This is a genomic window from Gordonia sp. LMA484, assembly GCF_058129505.1.
Window position 1 is genome coordinate 3,108,669 of record NZ_CM176700.1, and the last position, 17,854, is coordinate 3,126,522.

The 17,854-nt window shown below is 67.5% G+C and carries 10 protein-coding genes and 1 tRNA gene; 3 read left to right on the forward strand and 8 right to left on the reverse strand.

Annotated elements, in window-relative coordinates:
* Window positions 1-148 precede the first annotated feature (148 nt).
* Complete coding sequence (locus AC4AMJ_RS13695; RefSeq protein WP_489918295.1) at window positions 149-760, forward strand: DUF8020 domain-containing protein; 612 nt, start codon at window positions 149-151, stop codon at window positions 758-760.
* A gap of 27 nt (window positions 761-787) precedes the next feature.
* Here the strand turns inward: AC4AMJ_RS13695 and AC4AMJ_RS13700 are convergent, their stop codons facing one another.
* From AC4AMJ_RS13700 to AC4AMJ_RS13725, 6 genes are all read right to left on the reverse strand, one after another.
* The gene (locus tag AC4AMJ_RS13700) at window positions 788-2,242 is read right to left on the reverse strand and encodes a glycoside hydrolase family 183 protein (protein ID WP_489900829.1); all 1,455 of its coding nucleotides are present in this window, start codon (window positions 2,240-2,242) and stop codon (window positions 788-790) included.
* A gap of 178 nt (window positions 2,243-2,420) precedes the next feature.
* Window positions 2,421-3,563 (reverse strand): acyl-CoA dehydrogenase family protein, encoded by a 1,143-nt coding sequence (locus AC4AMJ_RS13705; RefSeq protein WP_489900632.1) that lies wholly within the window; start codon window positions 3,561-3,563, stop codon window positions 2,421-2,423.
* A gap of 76 nt (window positions 3,564-3,639) precedes the next feature.
* Window positions 3,640-4,860, reverse strand: coding sequence for a L,D-transpeptidase (locus AC4AMJ_RS13710; RefSeq protein WP_489900631.1), 1,221 nt, complete (start codon window positions 4,858-4,860; stop codon window positions 3,640-3,642).
* Window positions 4,861-5,056: 196 nt separating this feature from the next.
* A tRNA-Lys gene (locus AC4AMJ_RS13715) sits at window positions 5,057-5,132 on the reverse strand.
* An 83-nt stretch (window positions 5,133-5,215) separates the two neighbouring features.
* Entirely contained in the window at window positions 5,216-6,334 is a 1,119-nt protein-coding gene (locus AC4AMJ_RS13720; protein ID WP_489918427.1) for a L,D-transpeptidase, read from the reverse strand.
* A 95-nt stretch (window positions 6,335-6,429) separates the two neighbouring features.
* Complete coding sequence (locus tag AC4AMJ_RS13725; protein WP_489900828.1) at window positions 6,430-6,651, reverse strand: DUF3618 domain-containing protein; 222 nt, start codon at window positions 6,649-6,651, stop codon at window positions 6,430-6,432.
* 233 nt (window positions 6,652-6,884) lie between these two features.
* Here AC4AMJ_RS13725 and bcp point away from each other — a divergent pair, with 233 nt between their 5' ends.
* Together bcp and AC4AMJ_RS13735 are read left to right on the forward strand one after the other, a co-directional pair.
* Window positions 6,885-7,358 (forward strand): thioredoxin-dependent thiol peroxidase, encoded by a 474-nt coding sequence (gene bcp / locus AC4AMJ_RS13730; RefSeq protein ID WP_489918296.1) that lies wholly within the window; start codon window positions 6,885-6,887, stop codon window positions 7,356-7,358.
* Window positions 7,359-7,382: 24 nt separating this feature from the next.
* Entirely contained in the window at window positions 7,383-8,018 is a 636-nt protein-coding gene (locus AC4AMJ_RS13735) for a TetR/AcrR family transcriptional regulator (protein WP_489918297.1), read from the forward strand.
* Window positions 8,019-8,117: 99 nt separating this feature from the next.
* Here the strand turns inward: AC4AMJ_RS13735 and acpS are convergent, their stop codons facing one another.
* Together acpS and AC4AMJ_RS13745 are read right to left on the reverse strand one after the other, a co-directional pair.
* Window positions 8,118-8,510, reverse strand: a complete 393-nt coding sequence (acpS, locus tag AC4AMJ_RS13740; protein ID WP_489900627.1) for a holo-ACP synthase AcpS — start codon at window positions 8,508-8,510, stop codon at window positions 8,118-8,120.
* A 17-nt stretch (window positions 8,511-8,527) separates the two neighbouring features.
* Window positions 8,528-17,761, reverse strand: a complete 9,234-nt coding sequence (locus AC4AMJ_RS13745) for a fatty acid synthase subunit beta domain-containing protein (protein ID WP_489918298.1) — start codon at window positions 17,759-17,761, stop codon at window positions 8,528-8,530.
* Window positions 17,762-17,854 lie beyond the last annotated feature (93 nt).

Sequence of the window (17,854 nt, forward strand, 5' to 3'; positions counted from 1 at the left end):
GCCGCCTGGACGTCGAAATCATCAACGAATTTCCGGTGCGGGACAGTAGGTCCGAACGACGTATTCCGTGACCCGGCTGTCGGGCGATAGGCTGCAAGTGGTGTGTCCGTATCGTCCGGATGGCCGCAATCTCGGATCGGAGTCCGTTATGAAACTCTTCAGGTTCGTCTTCCTCACCGTGGTGGCTCTCGCGGCGGCCGCAACCCTCGCGGTGGCGACCGCCACGGCGCACGGCGCCCCGGTGTCGAGCGCACCCACTCACCTGACCACCGCGTCCGCCGACGGCGCCACGATCACGTCGATCCTGCGGAACGCCACATTCGTCGCCGCGGACCACAACTCGCTCGCCGTCGTGGACCGGCACGGCACCACGATCGATCGTGTCGCACTGTCCATCCCACTCAACGGTGTCGTCGTACCGATGCGCGCGCAGGTGAGTGCGGATCGGACCGCCGCCACCCTGACCCCGGTCCTCACGCCACAGACCCGCGCGGCGATCGCTTCGGGCATGCACCCCGCATCGACCATGAAAGACCGCGCCTACCAGAAGATGATCTGGCACATCAACAATGGCTGGAATCGCGGCGGGGGCGTGGCCACCGCCGTCGGCGCCATCGTCGGACTGATCGTCGGATGTCTGGTGCTGGTCGGTTGCATCTGGGGTGCAGGTGTCGGTGCCGCCATCGGCGCCGCGGTCGGCATCAACAACGGTGATCCGCAGGCAGGTCAGGCGATTCTGAACTGGATCAACACGCCCTGAGACGTGCCTGACGGTCGCTGATGCACCTCAGCCCAGGGAGGCATGCATCAGCGACACGTTGTACTGCGTCCAGGTCGACATGGTGAAATACAGATCCTTGCCCGTCGACCACGGGTGCAGAAAGCCGCCGTACAACTGGGCGTATTGCCCGGAGTGAACGAGCTCGGTCGGATCCGACCACACCCCTTGCGGGGTACGCGCCGTCCGCAGCACGATCGATCCGCGCAATGCGTCGAGGTAGCTCAGCTGCCACCGTTGTGACGCCTCGTCGTACCGAGCCGACAGCTCACCGGCCGGCGCGAAGAAGATCGGCGACGCCACGTTGCCGTCGTGCGCCGGTACCCACTGGCCGTCGCGCCAGTACTGATACGCGGTCTTGTTGAGCACGTCCTCTTGTCGGACCCGGGCCAGACCCACCGTGCCCACGCGTGAGTTGGGCGTGCCGAACATGTACACGAAGTCACCTTGCGGGACCATCGACGACACCTGGAACCGGCTGGTTCCGAAGATGTTGTCCCAGCGCACGTACGGGTCCTTGGTCCACGTCGACCCGCCGTCGTCCGAGTAGGCCAGACCGCCGTAGTTGGTCAACCACACGCCGGGAATCGGACCCCATGTGCGCACCGACATGTAGCTCATGTACTGCCGATCACCGATCGCGAACCCCGACGTCGGGATCGTCGTCATCTCGTACCGGTCGATGTGGCGTGCGCTCAGGACCTGCACAGCGTGGCATCGGCTGTCCTGCACCATCGTGTCGATCGACATGCCGTCGGCGAGGTGCCGGTCGGAGCTGAAGCCGAGAACGTTGCTGCGCCAGTCCCGCCCGTTCGCCCCCGGGGGCTTGAAACCCTTGCCGAAGGTGTCCCCGAACGCGACGGCGACCTGGCCCGGCTTCGACTCCCACATGATGCCGAGGTCGGTCCCGTTGATCTGCCAACGCTTGTCGGTGCGACTCGTCGACCCCTTCCCGGTCAGCGTGGAGACGTAGTCGACCTTGCCGACGCGCGGCGGCGACGGCTTCATCGTCACGGGTGCGGCGGCGAAACCCGGATGAACCGCGGCCGGTGGCGGCGGCTTGGGTGCGGGGTTCGGGTTGGGCACGGGGACCGGGATGTCCTTCGGCGCCGGGTCCAGGGTGATCTTCGGGAATTCGATGCTCAGTGCCGGGTTGCCGGATTTCTTCGGCTTCGGCGGGTCGGTGATGTCGGGGCACGGGTCGGTGCACGGATTCTTCGGGGGACGCTCGGACGGGATGCGGATCGGCGGTTCCTCGGCCGACTCCGGTTCGGGGACCGGCACGATCCGGGGGTACGGGAGCGGGATACCGATCCGATCCGGCAGTCGCGGGATCAGGTCACGAGGATCGAAGGGTTTCGCGGACGGCTTCGGCGGCAGGTCCGACTCGCAGCCGGAGCTCGGGAGCCAGGTCGGCTCCGCCGTCGACGTCCCCGAGTTCGCCGTCAGCAACCCCGCGGTCAGCGCGGTACAGATCACGAGCAGGCCCACGGTACGTGCAGTCACGTGGCCTCCCTCCCGGCATGGATCAGGTGGCAATCTATCACCCCGGGGCACCGAAAACGCGGCCGACGACCGCGTGTGGGTCAATCGGCCGCTCGGCGATCGGCGCCGACTTCACGTGGCGCCGTGCGGGACATGCCTACAGCGACCGGGCGATGATCTCCTTCATGATCTCGTTGGTGCCGGCATAGATCTTCTGGACGCGGTTGTCGGCCCACATGCGCGCGATCGGGTACTCGTTCATGTACCCGTAGCCGCCGAACAGCTGCAGACACTCGTCGGCGACCACCATGGCTCGATCGCTGGTCCACCATTTCGCCATCGCCACGGTCGGGATGTCGAGCTCGCCGACGAGATGTTTCGCGATGCAGTCGTCGACGAAGACCCGCGCGATCCGCGTCTCCGTGGCAGCCTCGGCCAGCTTGAACTTCGTGTTCTGGAAACCGAAGATGGGCCGGCCGAAGGCGGTGCGGTCCTTGGTGTATTCGATCGTCTGAGCAACCGCGCTCTCCATGCCGGCCACCGACGCGACCGCGATGATCAGTCGTTCCTGCGGAAGCTGCTGCATCAGCTGGATGAAGCCCTGCCCCTCGTGCTCTCCGAGCAGATTCGCCACGGGCACCCGAACACCGTCGAAGAACAGTTCGGAGGTGTCCTGACCGCGCTGACCCACCTTGTCCAGCACGCGGCCACGGCGGAAGCCCTCGCGATCCGCCTCGACCAGGATGAGCGAGATGCCCTTGGCACCCTCGCCGACGTCGGTTTTGGCGACGACGATGACCAGGTCGGCCTGGCCCCCGTTCGTGATGAACGTTTTCGACCCGTCGATGACGTACTCGTCGCCGTCGCGGATGGCCTTGGTCTTGACGTTCTGCAGATCCGATCCGGTGCCCGGCTCGGTCATCGCGATCGCCCCGACCACTTCCCCACTCGCCATCCTCGGCAACCAGGCCTTCTTCTGTTCCTCCGACCCGTAGGCGAGGAGGTAGTGGGCGACGATGCCGTTGTGCAGGCTCGCCCCCCACGACGAATCCGCGACCCGGGCCTGCTCCTCGATCAGGATCGCCTCGTGCGCGAAGGTCCCACCGCCGCCGCCGTATTCCTCCGGGATCGACATACAGAGAAGACCGAGGTCACCTGCCTTGTTCCAGAGCTCGCGATCCACATGGTGCTGGTCGATGAACTTCTCGATGTTCGGCTTGATCTCCTTCTCGCAGAAGCTGCGAGCGAGGTCACGCAGAGCAGTGAGATCGTCGGTTTCCCAGGAGGAGCGGTCGGCCATGGCGTGCACCTAACGGTCGGCGTTATTGTCATCGCCGATCGTAACAGTGATCAATGGCAGAGTTTGTCTCCGACCGTCAGACGTCGGCGTTGCCCTTGGACCACTGGCTCCACGGGACGTTCCAGTCGCCGAGTCCGTCGACACCCGAGAGGGTTCCGCCCGCAGTGTTCTTCACGATGACCGGATCACCGCGCAGCGTGGTGTTCATGACCCAGAGCGCGTCGTCGGGGCTCAGGTTGAGGCACCCATGGCTGGTGTTGGTGTTGCCCTGCGCCCACACCGACCAGGGCGCGGAGTGGAAGAAGATGCCGCTGTAGGACATCCGGGTCGCGTAATCGACCGGCGTGCGATAGCCCTCGGCGGCGTTGATCGGAACACCGTAGGTCGACGAGTCCATGATGATGTGCTCATGCTTGTCGGCCACCAGATAGACGCCGTTGTCGGTCTCGTGGCCGGGCTTGCCCATCGAGGTGGGCATCGTGCGGATGACCTTGCCGTCACGCACGAACGACACCTGCTTGGTGTTGTCGTCTGAGGTGATGATCATCGATCGACCGATCGTGAAGTTGGTCTTCACGTTCTCCTGGCCGAACAATCCGTCACCGAGATCGATGCCGTAGGTGTTGACCGCGACGTCGACCTTGGTGCCCGACTTCCACCAATGTTCGGGACGCCATCGCACCTCGGAATCGCTGATCCAGTAAAAGGCGCCCTGGACCGGCGGATCGGTCGTGATCCGGATGGCATCCTGGGCCGCTTGGCGATTCGGGATCGGCTCGTCGAATTTCACCGCTACCGGTTGGCCGACACCCACCGTTTCTCCCGGCGACGGCGTCAGATAGGCCTGCGTCAGGTTGTTCGGCGCACGCGTGGTGAACGACACCCGTTTCGTGGTCTTGCCCCCGATGCCGACGGCGTCGGCCTGCAGGGTGTACGTGCGGTTGTATCCGAAAGGCTCGGCACTGGTCCACGTGGTGCCGTCCTCCGAGAGCACCCCATCGATCGGGGAGCCGTCGGACTTGTCGATCCGGACACCGGTGATCGCTCCTTCGCGGGCCGACACCGTGATCGGTGCGCCCGGCTGGATTCCGACGGCCTTGTCGGCGAGCGGGCGATCGGCCATCTCGGTGACGGTGACCCCCGGCTTGAGCATGTCGTCGAAGAGGTTCGAACTCTGCACATCCGACGAGTAGGTGGGATCCTCCGAGCACGCGGACACCACAGCGATGACCGTGACGAGAATGCCGATGAGTGCGAGCGGTGAACGAGACCCGACCCGGGTACGACCGATCCCCATGATCCTCCAACCTAGAAACCAGTGACGAGCAGACCACGCGACGTCGACGACGACAACGGAATCCTCCCGGACGCGCGGTTTGCCCCAATTGTACGAGACAAACCCCGACCGCTTTGTCCGAGTCGGTCGGTCGACGGAACACCGACGCGACCCGACACAAAAGACGCCCCGCATGCCGCGGGGCGTCTTGTGCGTGTGGTGCGCCATCAGGGACTCGAACCCCGAACCCGCTGATTAAGAGTCAGCTGCTCTGCCAATTGAGCTAATGGCGCTTGCCGGTGCGAAAAGGAACCTTACATGTCGCGGCGACAGAAGTGAAATCGCCTGTTCAGGAGGCCTATCGCACCGAGCGGGATCAGGCGTTGCCCTTCTTCCAGACCGACCACGGGACGTTCCAGTCGCCGAGCCCGTCGTCGCCCGGAAGGGGCGGACCGACAGTGTTTTTCGCGATGACGATGTCGCCACGCAACGCATGGTTGAGGAACCATTCCGCGTTGGCGGGACTCACGTTCAGACACCCGTTGCTCACGTCGTCGACGCCCTGATCGCCGAGAGACCATGGCGCGGAGTGGACATAGATGCCGCTGAACGAGATTCGGGTCGCGTCGTACACCGTCTCCTTGTAACCCTCCGGCGAGTTGACCGGCACCCCATACGTCGAGGAGTCCATGATCACACTGGGCTCGCGTTCGGCGACGATGTAGACCCCGTTGTTGGTCGGTGTCGAGTCCTTGCCCATCGACGTCGGCATGGTCTTCACGACGTTGCCGTTGACCTTCACGGTGATCTGCTTGGTGTTGTCGTCGGCGACCGCGACGAAGCTGCGCCCCACCGAGAAGTTCGATGTGAGGTTGTTGTCGCCGTACACGCCGTCACCGAGGTCGATGCCCTTGGTCTTGACCGCGACATGCACCTTGGTCCCCGGCTTCCAGAAATGCTCTGGACGCCACCGCACCATGCTGTCGTTGAGCCAGTAGAACGCGCCCTCGACCGGCGGATCCGTGGTCACCGTGATCGCGTTCTGCGCGTTGCGCTTGTTCGCGATCGGCGTGTCGAAGTTGATCGCCACGGGCTGACCGATGCCCACCGTCTCGCCGTCGGCGGTGACCGTCGAGGCGTCCGCGAGCGAGTCGGCGGATGCGGTGGTGAACGCGATCTTGCGCGCACCGACACCATCGACGCCCTTGGCCGCGGCGGTCAGCGTGTAGTCCGCACCGAAGTCGAGAGGGTCCGAGGCCACCCACGTCGACCCATCCGGCGATGTCTTGCCCGCGACGGCCCCGTCCGGGCCGGAGACGACCACCGAGGACAGGTTGCCGTCATGCGCGGTCACCGTGATCGGGGCGCCGGGCATCACGCCCACCGCCTTGTCGTTCATCGGGGCGTTGCGCCATCCCGCCACCGAGATGGTGGGCTGCGCCAGGGAATCGATGCTCTGGGCGTCGGTGACCGTGTCCGGATAGCTCGCCGGCATCGAGCACCCGGCGAGGGTCAGGACGGTGAGGCCGATCAGCGCCGCGAATCCGGCACCACCGCGTACGCGCCGCGGCGATGCGCCGCGAGCGCCCGTCACTGCATGATCTTTCGGACCACCAAGACCACCACGAGACCACCGACGCCGACCAGTGCGAACTTCACCGCCGGCTTGTTCAGCGTTGCGATCGCCTTGCTCTTGGCGTCTGCCGCGAGCCGCTGCGGGCTCGTGCGTTCGGCCAGCGAATCTAGGGTCTTGGCCAGGTCTTCACGCGCCTGCGCGATGTCCTGCTCGATACGTTCGGTATCCCCGGCCACGTGGCTCCTCCAGAATTGTTCGACGTCGGTCTCGGGTCGCGGCGGCTCCACCAGGGCTTCGTTCGCCCAGGTGCGTGCCCGCACTCGACCTTTCGAGGGTACGGCATCGGGGGCGTTCGACACGCTACGCAGCACGTTCGCGTTCGATATCGGCGTTCGGCGAGCACCGAGAATTGCGACATTCCGCACACGGGCGAATCCGCGCCGCTCCACGGATCGACTAGCCTGGCGGTATGCCAGCAACCACGCGGTTGTCCGCCGGGGACCCCGCACCCGCGTTCACGCTTCCCGACGCGCAGGACAAGCACGTTTCCCTGTCCGATTACGCCGGTCGCAAGGTCGTCGTCTACTTCTACCCGGCCGCGTCGACGCCGGGCTGCACCAAGCAGGCGTGTGATTTTCGCGACAATCTCGCCGACCTCGCAGATGCGGGCATCGACGTGGTCGGGATATCTCCGGACAAGCCGGCCAAACTGGCGAAATTCATCGAGAACGAGGGCCTGACATTCCCACTGCTGTCCGACCCGGACAAGAAGGTACTCACCGAGTGGGGCGCCTTCGGCGAGAAGAAGATGTACGGAAAGACCGTCACGGGGGTGATCCGGTCCACATTCCTCGTCGACGAGGAGGGCAGGATCGAGGTGGCGCAGTACAACGTGCGTGCCACCGGACATGTCGCGAAGCTGCGGCGCGATCTCTCGGTGTGAGCGCTGTCGCCGGCACCCACGACGATGTCCGCACCGATCACCCAGCCACTCCTGCCACGTAAGCGGCCGACGCAGGAACGTAGCAAGAAGAAGTTCTCTGCGATGCTGTCGGCCGCGCGAGACCTACTGATCGACGTCGGCTTCGAATCCCTCACGTGCGAGGAGATCGCCTCGCGCGCCGATGTCCCGATCGGCACGCTGTACCAGTACTTCGCCAACAAGTATGTGATCGTCTGCGAGCTGGATCGGCAGGACACCGTCGGCGTACGCGAGGAGTTGGCCGGGTTCTCGACCGAGATCCCCTCGCTGGAGTGGCCGCACCTGCTGGAGAAATTCCTCGATCACCTGGCCGCCCTGTGGCGGGATGACCCGTCACGGCGGGCGGTCTGGCTGGCCGTGCAGTCCACGCCCGCGACCCGGGCGACGGCATCGGAGAACGAACGCGTGCTCGCCGAACTGGTCTCGCGCATCATCGCACCGCTCACCCCCACCCAACGGACCCGGCGGGAGATGATGTCGCAGGTGCTGGTGCACACCGCCTACTCACTGCTCAGCTTCTCGGTGCAGGACGGTCACGATCACGAGCAGACCGTCTCCGAGCTCAAGCGGATGCTGGCCGGCTACCTACTCCTCGAGGAGACCACCGGCGAGGACGCCTGACGCGTATCGCGTCCAAACGAGAGTTCCTCCGCCACTTTCCCTTTCGTCCGCGCATAACAATCAGCGGACGAGTGGGAAAGCAGCGGAGGAACTTCGGTATCAGACGCCTTCGAGGATCGCGACCGCGGCGGCGGTGTCGCCGTCGTGCGTCAGCGAGATGTGCAGACGCGTGGCGGCGAGCAACTCCCCGATCTCTCCGGCGAGCCGGATCGCGGGGCGGCCCCAGTTGTCGGTGACGACCTCGATGTCGCTGTGTCGGATGAGCGGCAGCAACGGCGATCGCGAGAATCGGCTCACCGACCACGCTTTCACCACCGCCTCCTTGGCGGCCCACCGGGCCGCGAGGTGACGGGCCTCGTCTCCCGTCCCCGCCGCGGCGTCCCGACGTTCGCGAACCGTGAATCGGTCGGCGAACGTCGTGCCCGGTTGGCGCAACTGCTCGGCGAACTCAGGGATCGACACGATGTCGATGCCCACGCCCAGAACGCTCATCGCCACAGCCGACTCGGTCACACCGCCTCGCCCGCGTAGCCGTAGCTGCCCTCGGCAGCCAGACGGACAGACGGATCGAGGAGCAGGCCCGCTTCGGCATCATGCTCGTCGACGGCCGCGTCGAAGCGACGGTTCGGCGGACGCTGGTAGGCCGGCTCCACCCCGCACATCGCCTCGAGCAGGCGGTGATTGCCCTTGCGTGCACGCTCCGCCGACTGCTGACGGTAGGTCTGTGCCTGCTCCGGGTCCAGGGTGGCCACGAAGGCCTCCGGATGGACCACGGCGATCAGGCCGGACACGTGACCGAATCCGAGGCTGGTCAGCAGACCTGCCTTGAGCGGGAAACGCTCACCGAGGTGCAGGGTCTCGCGCGCCCAGACCAGATGCGGATAATCGCGCATCTGCTCGTCGACACAGTCGAGGCTGCGGTTCGGCGGGATCACCCCGTCGCGAAGCAGCTGGCACAGGCCGATCAGCTGGAAGGCGGCCGCACCGCCCTTGGCGTGACCGGTCAGCGACTTCTGGCTCACCACGAATAGTGGCGCTCCGTCACCGCGGCCGATCGCCGAGGCCAGCCGCTCGTGCAGCTCGGACTCATTGGGATCGTTGGCCCGCGTGGAGGTGTCGTGCTTGGAGATCACCGCGACGTCGTCGGCGGAGACACCCAGCGCGTTGAGCGCATTGGCCAGCGGCGAGGACTGCGCACCGCGGGCGGCGCCCAGCGCACCCAACCCCGGGGCCGGGATCGAGGTGTGCACGCCGTCGCCGAAGCTCTGTGCCCAGGCGACGACACCGAGTACCGGCAGACCCATCTGCGCGGCCACGTCACCGCGGGCCAGCAGAATCGTTCCGCCACCGGCGGATTCGACGAACCCACCACGTCGACGGTCGTTGGCCCGGGAGAACCGGCGCTCGTCGATTCCGCGCGCCGACATCTTGGCCGACTCCGCGGTCGCGGACATGTCACCGAATCCGACGATCCCTTCGATACCGAGGTCGTCGAAGCCGCCGGCCACCGCGAACAGTGCCTTGCCGACCCGGATCTTGTCGACGCCCTCCTCGACCGAGACCGCGGCCGTGGCGCAGGCCGCCACCGGGTGGATCATCGCGCCGTAGCTGCCCACATAGGACTGGACGACGTGTGCGGCAACGATGTTCGGCAGGGCCTCCTGGAGGATGTCGTTGGCCTTGGACTCACCCAGCAGCGTGTTGATGTACAGCTCACGCATCGAGGTCATGCCGCCCATGCCGGTGCCCTGGGTGTTGGCCACCAGGCCGGGGTGCACCCAACGCATCAGTTCCGACGGCGTGAAGCCCGACGACAGGAACGCATCGACGGTCGCCACCAGGTTCCACAGCGCGACCCGGTCGATCGACTCGGCCATGTCGGGGGTGACACCCCAGCGGGTCGGGTCGAAACCGGTCGGGATCTGACCACCGACGGTGCGCGACAGCGAGAACTGCCGTGGCACCCGGATCTCGGTACCCGCGAGGCGGGTGACCTGCCAGTCGCCGGTCTCCGCGTTCTCCACGATCCGGGTCTTCTCCGGAGCCGCCGAGGCGAACGCCCGGGCCTCGGCCTCGGAACTCACCGTGAAGGTGAGGTCCTCGTCGAGGAACACCGAGGTGAGCAGCGGCGAGGTGTTGTCGACCATCGCCCCCTCGTCGGCGTAGCGGCGGATACCGCACCGCGACACGACCTCGTCGTGATAACGCTCGGCGATCTCACTCTCCGGGACCGGATCGCCCGACTCGGTGTCGTACCAACCGGGCTTCGGAGCGGTGTCCCAGTGGATCAGGCCCGTGTTCCAGGCCAGTTCCACAACGCCTGCGGCCGACAGCTTCTCGTCGACCTCCATCTCCAGGCGAGTGCGCGATGAACCGTACGGCCCGAGCTCTCCGGCACCGACGATGACCACCAGGTCCTCCGGGCGAGCATCGATCGACGGCCATTGCGGGCTCATGCCCTGCGGTGCGCGGGCGGGCGCCGGGAGCGCCGCCACGGTCGGGGTGGCCTCCGCCGACTCCTCGGACTCGTCGGTTGCGGCCTCGGCCGCGGCAGAGGCCATCGCCTTGAGATCCAGCGACGGGTCGAGACCGCCGGTGAAGTCGGCGACGATCGCCTCGGTCCGGGCCTGGGCCCGTTGTTCCGGAGCGCACAGCCCCAGGAGGTTGGCGGCCATCTCGTCGGTGCTCCAGGTGCGAACACCGGCAGCCTCGACAGCGTCGACCATGCCGTCGTTGTGACCCATCAGGCCCGTGCCCCGGACCCAGCCGATCAGCGCATGCGCGATGGTCGTCTTCTGGTTCCAGGAATCCTCCACGGCCCAGCGCGTGACCAGCGCATCGAGCGCCGCCTTGCTCTCGCCATAGGCGCCGTCCCCACCGAACATGCCGCGGTTCGGGGAACCGGGCAGCACCACGTGGACACGGGCAGCGATGTCGTGATCTGCGTGGATCTCGGCGAGTCCGGCGATCATCCGCTCGACCGACCAGAGCAGAACCTTCATCTCCAGTTCCGCCCGGCTGCCGGCGTCGGTGAGATCACCGGCGACCCGCGGTGCCGCGAACGGGAAGAGCAGGGTCGGCTTCATCGCCGGCTTGATCACCGACGTCGTGCCACCGAGGTTCTCGGTCTGCTCGGCGCCGATCCACTCCACCAGATCGTCGACGTCGGTGTAGGACGCCATGTTGGCCGGGGCCACCCACAACGCCGCATCGAACCGTGCGTTCTCGCGGTAGAGCTTCTTGTAGAACGCCAGCTTGTCGCTGTCCAGGCGGGAGGTCGTCGCGATCACGGTCGCACCACCGGCGAGCAGTCCGCCGATGACGCCCGACGCGATGGATCCCTTGCCGGCACCGGTGACAACCGCGATCTCGCTCGCCCACTGTCCTGTTCCGGGCTCTTCGGCCGCCTGCGCGATGGCCTCGAAGGTCCGAGCGTGCACGGGGTTTCCGGAGGCCAGCGACTTACCCTGCCACCAGGTCGCGTGCTGCGCCACGGTGTGACCCGCGCCGGCGAACCGGTTGACCACACCATCGAAGTCACTGTCGAGCTCGTGCTCGTCGGTCAGCCAGATACGGACCAGGTCCTCACGGCTGGTGGCCCAGCGGTCATCCACCAGCACCACCTTGGCGGTGTCGAAGGCCGGCGCGACCGTGCGGGCCCAATCGGAGCCCAGCTCGGCGCTGACCCGCTCGGCGACAAGCGCATTCGGGTCCTCGACGATCTCGCCCGCATCGGCGACGTCGGCGAGGCCGAGCTTCTCCAGCACGGTGTAGGCCGCCGAGGCCAGTGCCCCGGAACGCCCGGTGATCTGCTCGGTGAACTCGCCCAACGCTGCGGCGTCGACCGTTGCACCGCCGCCACCTTCGGCAGCCGGCTTGGCGACCGAGACCCCGCGGGCCGCGCCCACCGAGGTCACCGCGCGGTCGATGAGTGCATCGAGCGCATCGGCGTTGGCCAGCGCACCGTCGAGCAGGTTGCCGAGGTCCTCGCCGCGGACGCTGGCGCCCTCGCGGGTGCCCAGTGCGAGCGCAACGGTGGTGTGCAGACCCCAGCCGGGACCCAGCTGCCAGACGTTGGTGACGCGATCGGTGATGTAGGACTGACGCTTCCCGACCGGACCGAGCACCTTGCGGACCTGATCACCGACGGCGTCGGTGAGCACCGGACCGAGCGGGCGGTAGCCGCGGGCCAGGGTCTGCACCGTCGAGGACAGCGCATTCATGTCGGCCTCGGCTGCACCGTCGATCGCACCGAGTCCCAGCTCGCCACCGATGTCGAGCAGCAGCTGGTTGCGACGCGACGACACGCCGTCGCACAGCGCCTCGATCGTGTCGGCCGAGCCGATCTGATCCGTGCGCATCTTCGTCCACAGCGCGATCACGGACTTCACGGCATCCGCCGGACCGAAGGAGATGTCGTCGGGACGCGGTCCCGCCGCGGCCGGAGCCGGAGCCGGAGCGGCCGCAGGCGCAGCAGCTGCCGACGCCTGCTCGGGTGCCGCAGCCTCGGCTGCGGGCGCCTCGCCGGCCTCGTCCTCGGGCTCCGGTCCGGAGTCCTTGGCGAGGATGACATCGGAGTCGCGCTCCACGTTGACGACCTCCGTGGTCGCCGACGCATAGTCGTCGAGCTTCAGCGTGTTCGAGGCCAGACCGGCGAGCGTCGGAGCGCCCTTGAGTCCGATCTCGACGAACCGCTGCGTGCCCAGACCGTCACGCTCGGCACCGGCGAACAGCAGTTCCTGGGTCTCGATCCAGCGGACCGGGCTGGCGAACTGCCACGCGAGCAGTTCGATCAGCACGACGCGGACGAGCGCTCCGGGCTTGGCAGCCCACGAATCCCAGTCGGCCAGTACGGCGTCGAGCGGATCCGAGGGGACCAACGCGGCGATCTCCTCGATGAACGACCGGTCCAGGGTGAACAGGCGCGGGACCAGGTTCGGGATGTAATGCCCGACCAGGATCGCCGGATCGATGTGCTCGGGCAGCAGACCCTCGAGCTTCGACCGGAACTCCGGCACCCCTTCACGCAGCACGGTCGAGTGGAACGGGACGTCGATACCGGGCACCAGGATGAAGGACTTCTTGCCGCCGAACTCCAGGCGACGGCGCTCGATCTCGTCCTCGAGGTGCTCGAGTCCGCGGACCGTGCCGGCGATCGCGTACTGCGATCCGAGCAGGTTGAGGTTCACGACCTCCAGGAACTCGTTGCACGCGGCACCGACCTCGGCGACGAAGCCGGTGACGTCGGCGTCGGCCAGACCGAACTGACTCGGCCGGATGGCAGCCATCCGATAGTCGCTGCGGCCCAGCTCATCTCGCGGAACGAGATGGTGCATGGCCTCACCGCGCTGGAAGACGACCTCGAGCACTGCCTCCAGCGGGAGGACGCCGGCGCATGCGGCCAGCGCGTTGTACTCGCCGACCGAGTGCCCGCAGGTGATGGCACCTTCGACGAAGCCGCCCGACTCCTTGAGCTCAGCGATCTGCGCAACACCGAGGGTCGCCATGGCGACCTGGGTGAACTGAGTCAGATAGAGGACACCATCCGGATGGTTGTAGGTGGTGCCGTTGGCGACCAGAGTGGTCGGGTTGTCGCGGACGACGGCCAGGATGGAGAAGCCCAGCGCGGCCCGGGTGTGCTTGTCGGCACGGTCCCAGATGGCGCGGGCAGCCTTGGACCGCGACCGTGCGTCAAGCCCCATGCCCTTGCTCTGGATGCCCTGACCCGGGAACGCATAGACGGTGCGCGGTGCGGCCAGCAGACCGGTCGCACTCATGACGAGGTTGTCGCCGACCTTGGCACTGACCTCGACGACCTCCCGGCCGGCATCCAGGCCGACGCGGTCGACCCGGATCGTGATGGCGTCACTCAGGCGAACCATACCCAGATACCGGGCGGTCCAACCCAGCAGCGGGCGGGGCGACGGGATCGGATGCTTGCTGTCCGTCGCGGTCACGACCTGCTGTGCCGCGGCGGAGAGCCACATACCGTGCACGATCGGGTCGCCGAGTCCGGCGAGCCGGGCAGCGGAGGCGTCGGTGTGGATCGGGTTGCGATCGCCCGAGACGGCGGCGAAGCCGGTCATCCGGCTCGGTGCGGTGATGGTGGCCTGCCGCAGCAGTTTGCGGGTTGCCGACTGCTCACCATCGGCGGCGCCACCGGCGCGCGCCGGGTCGGTGAGTTCGGCCGAGCCGAGACGCCCACGGATGGCGAACCGCTCCTGCAGGGTCGCGATCGGACCGGCGGTGCCGGAGACCTCGACGCTCACCTCGACGACGCGACCGACCTCGGTGTCGTGGACCGCGCCGCTGCGGGCGGTGACGGTCAGTTCCGCCGCGGTGGCGGGGATGTCGCCGACCAGCTCCACCGCGTGGTCGAGGTGGACGAGGTCGAGCAGACCTTCCACGACCGGCAGGCCGGCCTCGGTGCGTGCCGCACCGATCACGCTGAACACGCTCGGCCAGCAGGCGCCGACCAGGGTGTCGGGCACCGCGAAGCCGAACGGCTCGGTCGGCGTGGTCGGACGCAGGTTGGCGGGCATCGTGTAGCCCGTGACCGCGGCGTGGTCGGCGACGTCGTCGGGATTCCACGCGACGGTGGTGACGGCGACTCCGTCGGTGACCCCGGCGAGGGTGCCGCCGGCGGCCACGGTGAGGATCTCGGTCATCGCCGCGGACGCCTCGTCGATGCCGACACGCGGGTTACCGCCGTCGAGCAGAGTGTTGTCCACGTGCAACGGGATACGCACCGATGCCCCGGAGATCGGGGTGGTCAGGTCGTAGCGATCCTGCGCGACCCGCTCGAGGACCGAGCCGGTGGGCTCGTGCTCGGCGCGATCGGGATCGACCAGTTCCCAGCGGTCGACGTCGCCGAGCAACGCGATCGGGCTGGGGACCATCCGGCCGACCCAGTCCACGTCGTCGGCCTCCAGGACGGCGACGATGGTTCCGTCACCGTCGACCAGTCCCGCACGCTTGCGGGTGTCGACGGTCAGCGCCTCGCTGCCGGCGCCCTCGAGATCGGTGACGACCTGCGCCTCGAAACGGTCGAGGAGGTCGCCGACGGGCTCGTCGACCTCGGTGATGCCGGAAACGGCGACCGGCCCCGGGATGACGCATACCGCGTCGGCGGGATAGCGGGCGTCGTGGGCCTGCCAGAGGGAGTCACTGCGCCACCAGCGCCGGACGTCCTTGTCGATGACCGGGACGAAGTTGACCGGCTTGCCGGGCGTGCGGCAGAGCTCCATGAAGAACGCGACATCCGCGGGGTGCAGGATGTCGGTCTCGATCTGCGGGTAGACGCTGCCGATGGCATCGATCGCGGCATGCGGATCGTCGGTCGAGCCGAGTTGGCCGAACATGGTGGGGATCTCACCCGAATCGACCGGGCTCATGCGTGCCTCGGTGCGCTGCAGCATGTCGACGAATCGCTGCTGCCAGGTGATGTCGGCCCACGGGAGCTGGTCGTGATCGCCATCGCCGACCGCGAGGGTGGCGTAGCGGTCCAGCCACGCGCGGTAGGTCATGTCGGCGACGTCACCGAAGTACGGCTTGGCGGTGCCCGCCATCGCGGCGATGATCTCGTCACGGCGCTCGGCGACGGCATCGCCGTCACCGGCGACCTCGTCGAGCAGGCGACCACACTGTGACGCGGTGTTGTCGATCTCGTGGATGTCGGCACCCAGCTGGCTGCGGCCGGAGGCCATGCCTGCGGTGGCGTATCCCGCACCGATCCAGTCGTCGCAGCCGACGGTGTCGACCAGGAGCTGCTTGACCTCGGGTGCGGTGGTGGCCTCTTTGGTGGCCATCGCGGCGGTGCCGACGAGGATGCCGTCCAGCGGCATCGACGGGTATCCGTACGCCGACGACCATGCGCCGGTGAGGTATTCGCTGGCGCGCTGCGGCGTTCCGATGCCGCCGCCGACGCAGATCACGACATTGTCGCGGGCGCGCAGCTCACCGTAGGTGGCCAGCAACAGGTCGTCGAGGTCCTCCCACGAATGGTGGCCACCCGCGCGGCCGCCCTCGATCTGCACGATGACCGGGTGATGCGGGACCTCCGCGGCGATGCGCACCACCGCGCGGATCTGCTCGACGGTGCCCGGTTTGAAGGCGACGAAACGCAGACCTGCCTCGACGAACTCGTCGACGAGGGCGACCGCGTCCTCGAGTTCGGGGATGCCCGCCGACACGACGACACCGTCGATCGGCGCGCCCTGTGCGCGCGCCTTCTGTACGAGCCGCTTGCCGCCCAGCTGCAGCTTCCACAGGTAGGGATCGAGGAACAACGCATTGAACTGGGCCTGACGACCGTCATCGAGCAGCTCGGTGAGCTTTGCGACGTTGTCGGCGAAGATCTGCTCGGTGACCTGACCACCACCGGCGAGCTCGGCCCAGTGGCCGGCGTTGGCGGCGGCCGCGACGATCGCCGGATCGACCGTGGTCGGCGTCATGCCGGCCAGCAGCATCGGGGAACGCCCGGTGAGACGGGTGAAGGCGGTGTCGATGGCCTTGCGTCCGCCCGGCAGCTCGATGAGCTGCGGTGCGAACTGTGTCCACGGCCGGGCGACCTCCGGGATCCCGCCGGGACTGAAGAGGTTCCGCTGGCCGACACGCAGTGCCGCCGGGACCAGTCCGACACCCTGACCGCGCACGAGCGGCGAGGTCAGACGGGTGGCCAGGTCACCGGGGCCGAAGTCGAGAATCCACTTGGCGCCGGCCTCCACGACCTCGTCGACGGTGTTCACCCAGTCGACCTGGTCGACCAGCAGTGCGTTGGCATGGTGGACGGCGGTCTCACGATCGATGCCGCACAGGTCCGCCCACTCGCCGACGAGGTCGACGGCCTCGGCCATCGTCGGGTGGTGGAAGGCGACGCTGACGTTGAGGTAGTCGAACTTCGGCGCGAACGGTGCGCCACCGGTGACCTTGCGCTTGCGCTCATCGGCCTCCGACTCGGCGATGCGCTCGCAGAGGGCGGCGAAGGCGGCGAGGTGACGCGGCGCGCCGGAGAGCGCCACCGATCGGCGGCCGTTCTGGATGGCCACGACGGGTGCGGTGGCGAGTTCGGCATCGCTCAGGCCGGCCCGGTACTCGACCAGGATGTCGTTGATCCGCTCGGTGGACACTCCGCTGACGGCGAGCATCGGGCTGCCGTCGGTGCTGGTGGTCAGGCCACGCCGGCGGGCGATCAGCGTGCCCGCGGCACCGATCAGCTGGGCGATCGCCAGCAGGGACCCCTGCCCCGTCTCCGCGGCGTGTCCGTCGACACCGATCGCGTGGGTCGCGATCGAACCCTGGGAGTGTCCGATGACCGCGGTCGGCGCGATGGCGGTCGTGTCGAGGCCCTGCTTCTTCAGCGCCTCGATCGCCGCGAGCTGGGTCAGCAGCACGCCCGGGCCGGACAGGGTGAAGTCGGCAAGTTCGGTGTCACCGGGCACCGGCTCCTCGGCGTCGAGTGCCCGCACCCAGGTGAGGGGGTGGAAGCCGTCGGCGACCGCGATGGTCAGCTGGTCGACGACGGGATCGATGATGCGCTCTGCGGCCGCGACGATGTTGGCGATCCGGTGCTCGAGATCTGCGTCGACGACCAGCTCGGCCAGGGTGGGCAGCCACGGTGAACCCTGACCACCGAAGCTGATGGCGTACGGTTCGCCGTCGGCGAGACGGTCGATCAGTGTCGTGGTGGGGCGGTTCGCATGTGCGGCGCCCTGTGCTCCTGAGCGGAATTGGTCGACGGTCACGGGTTCTCCTCTGGTCTCGACACCGGGGGGCGGGGGCGGTGTCGCGGGTAGGCGGTTCTTGTCATCGGCGGCAGCAGTGCGGGCAGGTCGATG